This is a genomic window from Chryseobacterium sp. GP-SGM7 (assembly GCF_049166575.1).
Lineage (GTDB): Bacteria > Bacteroidota > Bacteroidia > Flavobacteriales > Weeksellaceae > Chryseobacterium.
In genome coordinates this window covers 1,892,274-1,907,231 of record NZ_JBMHFF010000001.1, presented here as the reverse complement: position 1 = coordinate 1,907,231, position 14,958 = coordinate 1,892,274, and the positions used below count along the sequence as shown (strand labels likewise).

The 14,958-nt window shown below is 32.9% G+C and carries 14 protein-coding genes; 3 read left to right on the top strand and 11 right to left on the bottom strand.

Annotated features, from left to right (window positions below; translation table 11 throughout):
* Positions 1-197 precede the first annotated feature (197 nt).
* From ACOOWA_RS08570 to ACOOWA_RS08545, 6 genes are all read right to left on the bottom strand, one after another.
* Entirely contained in the window at positions 198-1,673 is a 1,476-nt protein-coding gene (locus ACOOWA_RS08570; protein ID WP_421374562.1) for a serine hydrolase, read from the bottom strand.
* A gap of 163 nt (positions 1,674-1,836) precedes the next feature.
* Positions 1,837-2,412, bottom strand: a complete 576-nt coding sequence (locus tag ACOOWA_RS08565) for a DUF6624 domain-containing protein (RefSeq protein WP_421374561.1) — start codon at positions 2,410-2,412, stop codon at positions 1,837-1,839.
* Between the two features lie 259 nt (positions 2,413-2,671).
* On the bottom strand, positions 2,672-3,115 hold the full coding sequence (locus ACOOWA_RS08560; protein WP_421374560.1) for a M13-type metalloendopeptidase: 444 nt from the start codon (positions 3,113-3,115) through the stop codon (positions 2,672-2,674).
* A gap of 34 nt (positions 3,116-3,149) precedes the next feature.
* Positions 3,150-4,790, bottom strand: a complete 1,641-nt coding sequence (locus tag ACOOWA_RS08555; protein ID WP_421374558.1) for a M13-type metalloendopeptidase — start codon at positions 4,788-4,790, stop codon at positions 3,150-3,152.
* 70 nt (positions 4,791-4,860) lie between these two features.
* Positions 4,861-5,673, bottom strand: a complete 813-nt coding sequence (locus ACOOWA_RS08550; RefSeq protein ID WP_421374556.1) for a helix-turn-helix domain-containing protein — start codon at positions 5,671-5,673, stop codon at positions 4,861-4,863.
* Positions 5,674-5,811: 138 nt separating this feature from the next.
* Positions 5,812-5,979 (bottom strand): hypothetical protein, encoded by a 168-nt coding sequence (locus ACOOWA_RS08545; RefSeq protein WP_421374554.1) that lies wholly within the window; start codon positions 5,977-5,979, stop codon positions 5,812-5,814.
* Positions 5,980-6,306: 327 nt separating this feature from the next.
* Between ACOOWA_RS08545 and ACOOWA_RS08540 the strand changes: the two genes are divergently transcribed.
* From ACOOWA_RS08540 to ACOOWA_RS08530, 3 genes are all read left to right on the top strand, one after another.
* A complete protein-coding gene (locus ACOOWA_RS08540; RefSeq protein WP_421374553.1) occupies positions 6,307-7,578 on the top strand; it encodes a hypothetical protein in 1,272 nt (423 codons plus the stop codon).
* Between the two features lie 635 nt (positions 7,579-8,213).
* Complete coding sequence (locus ACOOWA_RS08535; RefSeq protein ID WP_421374552.1) at positions 8,214-8,504, top strand: helix-turn-helix domain-containing protein; 291 nt, start codon at positions 8,214-8,216, stop codon at positions 8,502-8,504.
* A 195-nt stretch (positions 8,505-8,699) separates the two neighbouring features.
* Complete coding sequence (locus ACOOWA_RS08530; RefSeq protein ID WP_421374551.1) at positions 8,700-9,596, top strand: hypothetical protein; 897 nt, start codon at positions 8,700-8,702, stop codon at positions 9,594-9,596.
* A 176-nt stretch (positions 9,597-9,772) separates the two neighbouring features.
* On the opposite strand, the gene ACOOWA_RS08525 is transcribed toward ACOOWA_RS08530, so the two are convergent.
* The 5 genes from ACOOWA_RS08525 to ACOOWA_RS08505 all read right to left on the bottom strand — a co-directional run bounded on the left by ACOOWA_RS08525 (position 9,773) and on the right by ACOOWA_RS08505 (position 14,259).
* Positions 9,773-10,033: a hypothetical protein gene (locus tag ACOOWA_RS08525; RefSeq protein ID WP_421374549.1), complete on the bottom strand. Its 261-nt coding sequence runs from the start codon at positions 10,031-10,033 to the stop codon at positions 9,773-9,775.
* Positions 10,034-10,035: 2 nt separating this feature from the next.
* Positions 10,036-12,084 carry an ADP-ribosyltransferase gene (locus ACOOWA_RS08520; protein WP_421374548.1) on the bottom strand — a complete coding sequence of 683 codons (2,049 nt, stop codon included), beginning with the start codon at positions 12,082-12,084 and terminating at the stop codon, positions 10,036-10,038.
* Between the two features lie 279 nt (positions 12,085-12,363).
* Complete coding sequence (locus tag ACOOWA_RS08515; RefSeq protein ID WP_421374547.1) at positions 12,364-12,807, bottom strand: hypothetical protein; 444 nt, start codon at positions 12,805-12,807, stop codon at positions 12,364-12,366.
* Between the two features lie 15 nt (positions 12,808-12,822).
* On the bottom strand, positions 12,823-13,881 hold the full coding sequence (locus tag ACOOWA_RS08510; protein WP_421374546.1) for a hypothetical protein: 1,059 nt from the start codon (positions 13,879-13,881) through the stop codon (positions 12,823-12,825).
* A 3-nt stretch (positions 13,882-13,884) separates the two neighbouring features.
* On the bottom strand, positions 13,885-14,259 hold the full coding sequence (locus ACOOWA_RS08505; RefSeq protein WP_421374545.1) for a hypothetical protein: 375 nt from the start codon (positions 14,257-14,259) through the stop codon (positions 13,885-13,887).
* Positions 14,260-14,958: the final 699 nt, after the last annotated feature.

The following is a 14,958-nucleotide window of genomic DNA, read 5'->3' as shown; positions in this document are numbered from 1 at the left end:
TTAGATTTTCAAGCAGTATATTTTTCACAAAGAGAAGGGAAGGAATGAAAAAAGGATTAAGTACCTTTTTTAACTTTTTTTTTGGTATCTAAATTCTCTTCTAAATATTTCAAGCTTTCATCAATGGTTCTCTTGCTGTTTCCATAGTATAGTTTATTGCAGTTTTTCTTGTGCTTACTTGAATGATTATACTTCAATTATTTTTTGTTTTCTAAAAATTGGCGGGCATTGCTGTTGGCAGGATTCAGTTCAAGCGATTTTCTGTAATTGATGATAGCTTCCTTACGATTCCCGGTTAATTCCAGTGTTTCAGCATAGCTGTCGTAGACATTTGCACTTTTCGGATACAGTAAAGTATTGAAATGAAAAACTTGTAACGCCTCATTTTTTTTATTTTGCTCTATCAGTTGATAACCCCAGGAATTGATCTCATCTTCGGACAAATTATAATCTTCATTATTGCGCTTAATGTCTGAGTAGATCTTAAAACTGTTTTTAAATTTGCTGTGGATTAATTCCTGACGTAATAGTTTAAGGTTTTTACTCAGTCCGAAACCATTTTTAATCTTCATGTCCGGAAAATAATATCCCGCAATCTCGTCAATGAGCCACTCTGGATTGGAACCCTGCAGATTGGTCAGGATAACGATTGAAAGTTCATCCTTAGGATATACGAACAATGCCGAACGCATACCGCCGACGGGAGCTGCTGCAGGATGCTCATCTCTGACCACTGTCGGCCATCCCAAAGCGTAACCATTGGTCAGTTTGTTAAAGCCATCAATATGCCCGTCGTTAAGTTTGACGGAGGTGAACATCTCATTCACGCTGTTTTTATTTCTTAAAAGTTTTCCGTTTTGTAATGCAATCAGCCATTTTCCAAGATCCTCGGATGTGGAGATAATACCCGTTGCAGTTCTGAAGAATATTGGGAATGTGGCAAAGGCATTATGCAGTTTTTCGTCATTGATCCATTTACCGTCCGTATTGACTATGGTTGAATATGCTCCTGCACTGTTTGGAATGATATCATTAGAATCACCAAACTGTGTAGAACTCATGTCTGCAATCTTGAATTGGTTTTCTTCGATAAATTTTGTAAAATGTTGACTGCTTAGTTTGGTGATGATCCTCCCAAGAATGTAATAGCCCGTTTGATTGTAGCTGAATCTTTCTCCCGGTTTGAATTCCATCGGCAGTTTTTTCACCATCTCCCAGTTGTTTTCTTCTGTGCCATCTCCAAGTACCTGTTCTTTATCATTGATGTTGTTGGGAAGTCCGGAAATATTGCTCAGCAATTGACGGATGGTAATTGCCCGCCATTCATTTGGAATATCATTGATGTACTGGGAGATCGGGTCGTCGACCTTTAATTTTCCCTGCTCCTGCAGTTGCATAATGGCTATTCCTACGAAGGCTTTGGTCATTGAATTGATCGAAAATGTGCTTTTAGAGCTTATGGCTACATTGTGTTCTATATTAGCAAGACCATAATAGCTTAGTTTTTCCAATTTTCCTTTTTTGACAATTGCCAACTGGAGTCCGGGGATCTTCAGCTGTATCATTTTTTCTTTGATGAAAACGTCGATGCTGTCAGAAGTACTCTGACCAGATAGGTGTTGAGAGAAAGAAGTTGCTAATAGAAACAAAGTGATGTATAAGGAGTTCTTCATAAAATATTCTTTTTGTTCTTATAATGACAACCTAGATTATCAGTCTGTTACATTGATGCTGATATACGATAACCTCACAAGGAAGTATCTATTGTTTTGTCAGGCAATTATAAATTCCACAATAGCTTGCGAATAGATTTTTGTAGTGTCAAACAAAGGAATTCTAGTACTGAATTGATTTCCAACCAGCACCGTCTCGCCACATCACGTAATCAGGGTTTTCTTTTTCAATGCGCTCGATCTCTTCGACTTTAGCGATACGGTTCAAATCATCAGAAGAAATGACGGATAGGTCATATTCCTTTCGTAGCACATTCAATTGTTCCCGATCAATAACAGGGTAAATGCTACCATCTGCATTAAGCTGGGTTCCAAATCGCTGTGGTTTGCCCTGAAAATACTGAAGCCTATCATAAAGGTATGCCCAATGTTTTCTATTAATATCCCACTCATTTTCAGTCATCAATTCAAAAAATGATCTCATAAAAGCGGGCTCCGCAATATCGTGTTGGGCAATAAGCCAGGCCGCCTCATTGGCTTCTTTACCTACCTTTGATATTCCCGGGAATCCTATTTCATTGATGATTTGTGTCAGTTCTGCTGCATTTGCCCGATGTACTGCTTCCATGTCAGGATGGTAGCCACCGCTTAATTGATTATTAATTCGCAGTCGTTCTCTTACAGCAAAGTCATTTTCTGCAAGAAGAAGCAATCTTTCGGTCATTTCACTTTTAATCATAAGTCTAATTTAAATAACAAAATCGCAATGAACAAATATTGATGTACTTCTCTCCCGTACATGAAAAATGACCTCATTACTTTCGGTTGGTCATTGAAAAATTATAATCTGTTTTTCTGGAATAATCTTTGTGTACCCCATTCTCTGATTTCGGAAAATGGGGTTTTCTTTGTCTTCAAAATCGTACTTCGAATATTCTACTGATCAGTTATGAATGAATTTCTTTACCATCTTTTACTCTTCTTAAGATTCAAATATTTCACCAAATACGTACCCTGTCTTGCGGCTTAAGATAAAGTTTATCATTTCTTTTGATATTAAAAACTTTATACCACACATCAATGTTCCTCACAACACCATTTACGCGGTACTGGGCTGGAGCGTGATAATCCTTTTCCGCACTTAGCCTGAACGCTTCGGGTGTATAAAGGCTTCTGTTAACTTGCGCAAAAGACAGAAAGTATCTTTGATCAGGAGTAAAACCATCAAGCTTTTTATTTTCAGCCGGATGATCTTTCAAATAGAGCTTGTATGCGGCGTGAGCAACGACAACTCCTGTCAGGTCACCTATGTTTTCTCCAAGCGTTTGTTTTCCGTTCAGGTGAATTCCATCTAAAGGCGAAAAGCTGCTGTATTGTTCAATAAGGCGCTGGGTTCTGTTTTCAAATTGTTTTCTTGTTTGTGGAGTCCACCAATCCCTCATAACGCCATTACCGTCAAATAAAGATCCCTGGTCGTCAAAAGCAATGTCCCAGCTCGTGCCCGATAATGGTTCCGATCGCACCGAAATTAACTGCTGTATCTGCGTTAAGATCAAAGAATATCGGCTGTAAAATGCCTGCGGGAAACTCTATTGAATTGTATAATTTGCTGCTCGTTGCATCAACAGTTTGTGGCATCTGATACCATTCATTACTGGTGAATTTTTTATTTAGAAGTGATCTTTCATATTCCCAGTTTGCTTTTGCAATGAGCTGTTCATTAGAAACCGGATTTTTTGCATCAAACTTTAATGACGAATAGTCACGCCAAACGTCTGGGTATCCTATTCTGACTGTTACTGCATTTAGCTTGTCAATTGCTTCCTTTCTGCTTTTTTCATCCAGCCAATCCAGTTTTTCAAGTCTTTCGAGGAATGCTTTGCGAATATATGCGACTAAATCTTTGATACTTTTGAGGTGGGATTCAGGAAAATACTTTTCAACATACAATTTGCCAATAAGATGTCCCAAGCGGTTGTTTACATATTGAATTGATTTTTGCTCTCGAGGAGCATCACTTTTTATACCGTTCAACCGAGTTCCATAAAAATCAAAATAGCTCTTACGGAAGTCTTTTGATAATAGGGTGGAGTGGTTGACGATCCAATGAAATGCAAGATATGCTGACCAGACCTTTATTGGTGTTTCGGCAAATAGTTTCGCTTTTGCCTTGATCGCAGTGTCTGCCTGCAGGATTACCTGATCTACGTTATCAACCTGTCTTTCTCTGAGAAAAACTTTCCAAGGGAAACCGGGAGCATAGGACTCAAGATCTAAAGGGTTCATCAAATGTGAATTTATCTTGCTGTCCCGCATCTGAGATGGTGTCCATTGTAAGTTTGCTAGTTTTGTTTCGATTTCCAGGATCTCATCAGAAAACTGTTCAGCGTTATTGATATTTGCTAATTGAAAGGTGCGGATGATGTATTCTTTGTAATCTTTTCTGAGTTCTAGTTTGCCGGTATCATTTTTCGTATAATATTCAGGAGAAGGTAACCCGATACCACTCTCATTTAATGAAACTAAAAATTTGCTTCTGTCATTAAGATCGGGTGCAGTATGGATAGCAATGATCGAGAAAGATTTTGGGTTTGCCATCCATTTTGCAACTTCTTCATAACTATTAATAGCGAGAATGTTTTTAAGATCTTCCTCAATAGCCTTAATACCAATTTTGTCCATATGATCCGTATCCAAATATCCTAAGTAGACCGAATTGATCTGTTCTAAAGACCGGTTTACAGAATGATCTGTTTTAGCTCCATCAAGGATCATCTCGTTGATTCTTAGATTGATTTTATCTGTAGCTTCACTAAAGCTGTTAAATCCCGAAGCCCCGGCTGGAATTTTTGCTGATTTCAACCACCCTTCATTGACATAGGTATAAAAATCATTACCGGGTTGTACCGTCTTACTGATGAACTGTGTTTGTATGCCCCAATCTCCAAAGGATGCTTTTCCCTCAATATATTTAGTTTTTTGCGCTTTACTGCTAAATACCGAAGACATTAAAACGAAAAGAAAAACTGTTCTCTTTAGTCTTCCAATTATTTCAGAATAAGCTCTTTCTTTTTGGAATAATATAAATGAATTCTGAATTGAGATTGGTAGATTCATCTTTTATCAATTTTAATGTGACGAATTTACTACAATGTATGAATATTAACCTTGTAAAAATGCGAACACATTATTTATTTTTTATCGTAAGAAAAAATTCTTTTTCCTTAAAATTTTTAGGTGTTGTTCCTATAAAATAGGCAAAAGTATTGTTGAAGTGCGGCTGGTCATAATAACCGTTGGATAAAGCCACTTGTGTCATTGTACTAAGTTTATCATTTGGATATACAACATCATCAAGGGCTTCCCGTAATTGTATAATATTGATAAAAACTTTTGGGGATATGCCGATAAAATTTTTAAATAATTTTTGCAGATGACGCTCGGAACATTTTAGTGAGCTCGCTATGGAGGAGACTGTGATGTTCCCTTTATTTGTCAAAATCATCTGTGTACATTTAGTGATCAGTTCAATGTTGGGATTACTTCTAAGTAGAAAGGAAAAAGTTTTTATAAGAAAATTGCAGATCATCTCGTTGTTTAAGTCAATCATAATATCTAAATTCAATTCTTTAAAATGGATCAACTCATTTGCAAGGCAAATCTTATCAGTAAATAAGTGAGCGTCTGAGATTCCAAAACAGGCAGGTGTCCATGGGAAAAGCTGGATCATTGTTGCTTTTGTTGCGGAAAGAATATCAATAGACAATTTCTCAGTGATCTGACCACAAAAATAGATCCCTTCAGGTAAATTTTTTGTCTGACCTTTATGTTTTATATTCAATCCACTTCCCTGGATGATAGCTATCGTGAAACATCCGTTAGGCGGAACACTTTTATTTAATATTGGAGGGAGATCTTCAGAATTATTTAAAATCCATAGTTTCTTAATGAAGTTAACACTTTTCCCACTAACATAGTATTCGTTATAGATTGGATTCATTTTGTAAAACTATAAAAAGAGCCTGATATAATTAAAAATTACTATATCGATTTTTTAAGCTTCTCAAAAAGTTTCTTTTAAGATACTATTCTTAGCTGATAAAGAAATATTTTCCCAAATTTTTTTTGCATTTTTATTTCACGGATTTGATTCTATGGATATTCTGCACATCTCATCGGCCTTGTTTTTATATCCAGTTTTTACAGTGAAATTATACTGTTGATTGTCAATTCCATAATATTGGCTTAAAACAATTTTTCCATTTTGCACAATGGCAATCTGCATTTCCCTGACTTTATTTCTCATTTCATTTCTCATCGAATGATCTCATCAATATCGGTGTCAGTTTGCTGAGCAAAAAATGCTGAAATAAATAGAAGCAAGACATAGATTTTTAGAATTAAAAAATAGCGCCAACTGTCTTCAGTTGGCGCTATTTGGCTATTTGTGACTCGACAGGACTACATTCAATTAATCTGCTTAAATTTCTTAAATCTTAAAAACCTCTATTAATACATTGTTTATGGAGGTTTTAATTATTTTAAATTTACGTTAATTAAAATAGCTTTCAAAATTTGGGCACATTTTTGGGCACATTTTTAGTAAATTGCAACAATAGAAAATTTATAGTTTATGGCTAAAGTATCATTCTTCCTTAGAAGTAGTACAGTAAAGAATAAACCCAGTAATATCTGCATAAGGCTTAGAGATAGTGGTCTTGATGTCAGACTTGCGTTATCCGATTTAAAATGTCTTCCTGATGAATGGAAAAACGGAAAATGTAAAATAGCATCTAAAAAAATGTTTGATACGGACACCGAATCAATTAATACAAAGCTTTCTAAAATTGAATCATATGTATTGCAAAAATACACCGATCAAAACGGCATTCTAAATTATAAAATGTGGTTACAGTCTTGCCTTGATGAAATATTTAAACCTAAAGTCAAAACTGTATATTCATCAAATCTAATTGAATTTATTGATACTTATTTAGAAATTAACAAAAATACAATAGCAAAAAGAACGAATTATAAAATCAAAGTTCTTAAAACGATGCTAATTGATTATTGTACTTACAATAAAAGAGTTCCAATAATTGAATTTAAAAACTTAGATAATTATTTCAAAGATGATTTTGAGAAGTATTGTTTGAATATCAATTACAAACATGAAACAATATACAGTAAATTAAAAGATGCAAAAGCTATATCAAAATTTGCTGAAAATTATGATATTGAGACCCATCCACACACAAAAGAATGGAAACTTGGAGTTACAAAATTCAAAAAAGATAAACCTAAACATATTTACTTGGGTTTTGAAGAATTAGAACGTATCAAAAATACCAAACTAGTTCAGGAGGACTTAGATATTGCAAGAGATTGGCTAATAATTTCATGCTACACGGGTCAAAGAGTTAGTGATTTTTTGAGGTTTGAAAAATCTATGATTGTGGAAGATAAAAATATGAGATATATTGAATTTAAGCAAGAAAAAACTGGAAAGCTAATGCAAATTCCTATACTTAAAGAAGTGCAAAAAGTATTAGATAAACGAAATGGTGAATTTCCTAAAAAAGTATCAGATGTTAGGTTTAATCAAGATATTAAAATAGTATGCAAGCATGCCAAAATAACTGAACTTGTTTATGGTAGTAAATCTCAAGTTTTAGAAAATAAAACAAAAAGAGGAGTTGTAGGGGAGTATCCAAAATATAAACTTGTTGCAAGTCATATTGGAAGAAGGAGTTTTGCAACCAATTTCCATACACTAATACCTACGGCAGATGTCATGTACATGACAGGGCATTCAACAGAAAAACAATTCTTAGTGTATATTGGTAAAACCGAGAAAGAAATGGCTGTACGCACTGCAAACAGCTTTGCAAAAATTGGCTTCTAATTATGTTAATTAATTGTTAAAATTTATTAAATTTTTGTTTGTTAAGAAAAAACTTATACATTTGTAATTGAATTGGAAATCAAAGTACAAGTTTATCAATTTTCACATTCAGCGCAGGTATCTTTAACAATTCATTAAGTAGCTGTTCGTTTCAGTAGTGAAATGATAACAGTGATGCCAAAATTGTATTATCACTTTTTTGATGATTTCGGGAGCCTCCGAAATTAAACAAAAGCGCAGATATATGATTACATCTGTGTAAATAGTGCCACATTTTGAAGACAGGAGTCCAAACCTACCAAACGGCGAATTACTATATTAGATAGGTGGATTATGTGTGGGATACATTTTGAAGACCTCGAAACCTCAACCTCATCAAATGACGGGTTAATTTTTTAGGGATAATTATGTCTTCACAACAAATACAATCTTAATAGATGGAGTCCAAACCATTAAAAACAGCGAATTACATACCATAGGATAATTATATCCAAACATTAACGAAATTAAATCAACAATATACAGACCTAACTTTTTAAGTTGGGTCTTTTTTTTGCCCGAAATTGGGCAAAACAATCGGGAAACCTCAGAATGGTTTCCTTTTTTTTATGTCTAAAAATCTAAAATATACAATTATGAATACTACAAATAATAACAATAATAATACACTACTATTTCAAATCACCAAAGAAGAATTAATCCGAGATTTTGAACAGGTTGTTTATAAAGTATTGGAACAAATGCAACTTAACCAAGTATCAAAAAACGAAAAAGAGTTTTACACTCGGGACGAAACGGCTAAACTATTAGATGTTAGCCTAACAACGCTTTTTCACTGGAATAATGACGGCACATTGACAAATACCAAAATTGGTAAAAGAGTTTATTATTCTAAAAAAGAAGTTTTAGCACGATTAAATCCTTAATATTATTATCGGTTTAGCCTGTATTCTTTGCGGGTAGGCTGAACCTTTTTACAAATGCCCCGCACAACACCATGCGCACATTTAAAGCCCCGTAAACACATTAAAAATCATCTCAAAATCTTTTTACAAGAAATGCTTAACTCACGGCAAAACCGCTGTGACAGCCTTTATATGTCTTAATTAAAAATACCGAATATGATCGACTTTATAAAAATATATACAAATACAAAAGAACCACTTGAAAATAGAATTAAAAACGATTTTCCTGATAGTGAAACTAGATGCACATACGATTATCACAATGAAGATGCAAAATATCCATGTTGGAGACGCTTTGAAAATATTGAAGTTAGAATAACAGAAAAGTCGGCATTTGTTAAAAACTCTATACATTCCTATTTCAATCTTAAAAACGGTTTGGCTACTGGCAACTACACTGATTTTTCCTACTCCGATATTTTAACCGCCTTTAAACAGCTTCAGGGCGATCTGAACGAAGATATTTTGGATTACAAAGTAACTAATCTCGAATTTGGTTTGAACATCCGAACCTCTCTAAGTCCTAAGCAAATGCTCGACAACAATTTTTTGATGTTCAACTTTGATGAATTTAATCAGCATGATAACTTTAAAGGCAAGGGGGCATATAAACAGTACAACCGCAATGAATACTATGTAAAGATGTATGACAAAGGTTTACAGTATAAACTGGATTATAATCTTTTGCGGGTGGAAATAAAAATAACTGACAGTAAGTTACTGAAAAAAAGATTCAAAATCTTTGTAGTTCGGGATATTTTTGAGAAAAGTCGGTTGGAGTTATTGTTTAAATTTCTTTTAAAGCGTTTTGATGAAATAAATATTATTGATACTCTCGCCACTCAGGAAATCCGCGGGGAAGAAAAAACAGTTTTAGAATTAGGCAAAAGCTCCCATTATTGGCGGGAATTAAAAAACAATAAATCATCTACTTACTATTATGATCTAAGACAAAAGTACAATAAGCTACTGGAGAAGTACCAACTAAATACCATAAAATTGGAGTTACAGGATTTACTTGTTACCAAATTTCAGAATTTGATTGAGGGGTGAGATTTGCTGTTGGGTTTGGAGGTGTGGAGATTTTTTGCTTGGTGGGAGGTAAAAAAGGACAAAATCGGTTTATATATTAAGAGTAATTTGTACTTTAAAATATAAATGACTGGCTTTACCATTCTGATATTACGGTAGAACCAATCATTTTTATTAACTGTCAGATTAAATCATAACTAGCTCAAATCAGATTTTTTATATTTCTCTTTGGCTAGTTCCTTTTGACGATAGTATTCTAATTTTTCTTCGGGAGTCATTAATTCCAATTTTAATTCTCTGATCTCTTCTGCATTAGAATAATATTCTTTGTATTCAATTTCATTATCTTTTTTAAATTTATCTATATCTTTGGGCACATCAAAGAATAATTTTTCTCTTAAAACTTCATTTTTTGACAATAGAAATTCTAATCTTTGTTTTTTTTCTTTATTTTCCATTTTTATTTTTCAACTAAATTAATAAATATTATATTTTCATTTGGATTAACTGGACTTGGGATTGGTTTAATTTCTCCAACTATAAATTTTATATTACTCTTAAATAGAATTTCTTTTTCAGCAGGTAGAAATGATGCCTCTTCTATATTTTTGCCATTTTTTCCTGTAATTTTTATTAACACATTAAAACCTGCATCATCAAGCATCATCTCCTCTGCTGTCATGTAATCATAAGTAGAAGATGTGAAACCTTTCTTTTCAATAGTTTTTCCTGTTATATATTCTTTGTTCAACATTTCAGGAGACATTTTTTCTAATCTGTAAAAAGTAGATGAGCTAGTTTTCGGCAGTTTTTTTAAAGCATTATTGAGTAACTCTTTAAATACTTTGTACTCTTCTGTTATTGCAATTTCTCCTCTTAAAGCTCTGTTTAAACCAGAATAATATCCTGATGTATAAAGTCTTATCGCAGCTTCCTCTTCCAAAGATAGGTATTTTGCCATATACCTTGTGTTTGAAAGTTCAACTAATATTTTCTGAAAAGCAGGATTTTCTCCTAAAACTTTTAAATATCTGGAATATCTTAATTTTGAAATTAAAGAAGAAAAATTTCTAAAAGCAATTAATTCAAACTCAGGTAATAACCCTGCTGTAATATTTTCCAAAACCGTCCAACGGTCTGCATCTATTTGTTTTTCAGTGAAATAATTAGCGACAATTGTAGGTATAAAGTAATCTCCTTTATCATCTGGTATTTTCAATGGAGTAAAAGCATAATTAATACCTAATGTTTCAGAGCCACTTTCTGCCAAATTCCCATCAATATATGAGTGAATGGTAAAACCTACTTCAAACTTTTTTTCTTTCTCCATAAACCCACTCCAGTAAACAAATCGGTTTTCAACAACACCATTTTTCAGTGTATCTTTCATTTCTAGAGAATAGCTAATTGCGTTTTGGTAATCAGAATCCTTCCAAGCCTTACTACCAACTTTAGTCAATTCAATAATGAAATCTTCAAGATACTTAGCTTCAAGTTTATTTAAAACTTTTCTTACTATTTCAGGGTTGTTACTAATTTGATTACCCCACCAAACTCCATTTTTTACTCCTTTCAGTAAATTAATAACCGAAAGATTTTCATTTGTCCCAGATGCATTAATAGGTTTTTCAGAAAGTGAAACAAAATCTTTCCAAAGCATTTCATCTGTAAGAGCTTCTAAAACAAAATCAGGAATATTTTCATATAAACCATCAATAATATTAGGATTACCTTTTGCAGTAGCAAAGAAATCAAGATAATATCGAATAATAGATTTTTTCAATGATTCCGCATCAGAATTCCCTTTAATAATTCGTAAAAACTCTATAAATGTATCGACATTTGATGTAAATAGTTTAATGGCTACATATTCATCATTTAGCTTAAAGTCTGTAGGATTAGATGTTTGCTTAGTTTCTGCATCTTGAAATTTTTTATCCTCCCCATCTTTATAGATAAAATTAAGATTATAACTAACCTTATACTTGTCAAAATAAATTCCAAAATTGTAAGAATTACTTAATAAATTCTTTCTGGTATTCAATTTGGCTAAGTCAAAAGTTGCCTGAACTTCTTGCTCTCCTTTTTTATACACAAAAGGTTTGTTATTTTTAATACTACTGAATGTAGGAATACCCATCGAAGACGAACCTGAATAAATAGTTTTGTCTCCTAAAAAGTAAATTTCTGGATCAAATAAAAATGCTTCTATCAACCCTAATTTCCCTTTTAAATGTTCTGCAAGAAGCTCATAATTAATTCCACCTGTATAAAAATCTTCGGATAGTGTATCGTAATCTTCAGTTGTAGGTTTATAAAATGCACTTTTCTTTCCAAAAGGGGTGCTTAATGCATATTCGTTGGAAATTTCATCAAATGTTTTATTGGTTCTTATTCCTTCAAAAGGATCTTTTCCTTTCCCTAATATTCCTTTGCTTAAATCTTCTATGGAAATGATCTTAAACTCCGAGAGGTCATCGCTCCATTCATCATCAAATAATTTTTTCATAAGCCGTGCTATAGTTGTTAATATTCTAATTAAATGTTTCTAAAGCAAAGCTAATCCTCACTCACGACAAAACTTGACGTGTTTTATTTTCTCTATTTTTTTATTTCCCGATTAAAGTGTTTGGGTTGGATTTAGGTAAGAGTTAGAATATGATATTATTTGACAAATTTATAGTATGTATTGGTACTATGTAGCAGATTCTTTAAACCTTCTGTTAATAGGTGTGTGCAGAGATAAAGTTTAAGCCTCAACAATAAGGTCAAGGCTTAGTTTTTTGCATCACATTTTTACTAAATCAGTCCAAGTATTATTTGAATTGTCTTTCAGCTGTATTTGAGTTGCTGAAATCTTTTTAAATTCAAAATGCTGTGTTACTCCTGAATTGTTATATTTCACATTGAAAATATACATTGTCGATGTATTTGAAGTTTCATCAACACTCCCGCCATAAGGATGCGCCTTAATTGCTCCTGTCATACTCTGATTAGAGGTGTCAGGCATCAAAATAAAATCATCTGCTGTGAATTTATACAATTTACTTGATGTCGTTCCATTTGTAACTCCCCAGGTTCCCTGAATCCATGCAGGAGGGTGGAAGTATTGAGTTGTTGCAGGATTATTTTGTTGTGTGGTATTATCTTCATCATTGTTTCCTGAACAGTTGACGGTTAGTAATGATAAAGTTGTTGTAAGCATTAATGCTACGAGTAATTGTTTTTTCATAATATAGTTTAATAATTAGTATGCTTTAATGTCTGTTTTCAGAACCCAACCTTTGCTCGTAACACCATCTGTATTTGTAAAAGTGGTAAATGCGAAATATCGGGTTTCGTCTGAGACAATTATTTTTGCACCATATAATAAATAAGAATCTTTTCTGCTATTTTGATTGGGTTTTTGATGAAAATATGCCTTTGGCTGAATTACAGTGTATTCTTGATTATTGTAAAATGGTTGTTGCTCTTCATTACGTTTGTTTTGATTGATTCCTAACAAAAACTCCCTTCTTTCACTGGCTTCTGCATAACTGTCAAAATTCAGGATATATCTTTTGTCAACATGTTTTAACTCAAGATTAATCATAGCTTTTTGTTGGGCTTCGTCTATTATTTTGTATTCTTCATCTTTATTCATCAATGCATCCGTTTCAAATATCCCAGTAACGACTTTCTTTTGCCCTTCATAAGATAAGAAAGCATCACCTTCAAAAACCACAAAAGAGTATCTTTTTTGCATTGTTTCGATGTCGGGTAGGCTTGTTGTCGGATGAATATTTTGCACGATTGTATCAGTTTGTATTGCTGTTGTAGAGCCTTTCTCTTGTACAATCTTGTTTTCACAACCTATCATACTGATTGGCAGTATCAAAATCAAAACCTTTAAACGGTATCTCTTGAAAAACAAGATGATTAGCGTGTATGCTAACCAAAACAGCAGGAGGTATTTGTAATCTGCAAATACTGATTTTGCATACAATACAACTTTATTAGAATATTTTTTAAAATCCGAATCATCAAATAATAGCTCACTGCACATCATTCCATTTGTTGGTAAATCTATCTTTGTACCCAATAGGGTTGTTTGATACAATGAACCAACAGGTGTTGTTCTGGTGTCGTATTCTTGATTTAAAATTATTTTCCCATTAGGGGTGTAATGAGATAGGTTGCTGGTATTTGGAATGTATGAAAATGTACTAAAATGCTGAATTATAAAAACGGTCAATAAAGCAAATACAAAACCTAACATGATTGAATCTAAAATATTGTGGTCAACTTGAATAGTTTTCTTCTCCATCAACTATTGGTTTTTTAGGTTTGTAATCATTTCAAGAAATATTTGAAAGTAATCTGAGTTTTTCATAAATGTTTCTCGGGATAGGTTGTAAATATTATTTCGATATAATATATAGCTGTTTTCTGTACCGAATTTATGGTCGTCATAAGCAGCGTTAATACAAACTTGTCTCAAACTGTTTTCGTCATAAACTTTATTTATAACCAATGGTATTACTTCTGTACCATCTTTGAGTGTGATTTTGTCAAGTCCGTAACCTTTGAGTTCTCGATACTTGTTCAGGTAATCAGTTTTAGAAAGATTGTTGCAATCAAATTTTTCCTGCGAAAATGCGCTCACCGTTGTAAGCATTAGAAAGGAAATAAAGAATTTTTTCATTGATGAATTTTTTAAATTCACCCAAACTCAAAGTGATAATATACAAATGAAAAGGCGTGAGTTTGTAGATTATCAATTCAGTTCCGAGGTTCTGACAAAACCCACACCAATGAAAGACAACAACAAATACTCACGCCAGAGGCATGAGCATTAGAGTTATTAATCTTTTTGGTGTTGTTAGAAACTGTCAGATTTCGGATACCAAGATTTAATAAGCTAACGCTTTATATTTTTTCGATAAAATTTGAATTACAAAAGTATGAAATTTTATGAATCTTTAAAGTTTGATTCATTCGTGTGTGAAAATATTTTGAATTTATACTGATTTGGTGCGGTAAGTAATCTCTATGGTTTTGTGGGGCGTTAAAAAATAGATTTGAAGCATACAAGATTTTGCAAATACATATCTACCTATTTACCCCAAAACGAAAAAAAAGTCCCTCTAGGTGAGAGACTTTAAAAACAAAATGATGAAAAAAGATATTTTTCAAGGGCTAATTTATTATTTTTTATTAATTTTTTACAACACCTCAAACAATCTCTGTAAACTGCTATGAATAGATGTGTTCGCATGGTTTCTGCTACATATTACCATTATATACAAAAAAAAAAAATTATTTACTCAATCTATTACATTCTAATACTCTTCTAACAATCTTAAACCAATATTTCGGGAACTATGGTAAATGGTTTGTGCTG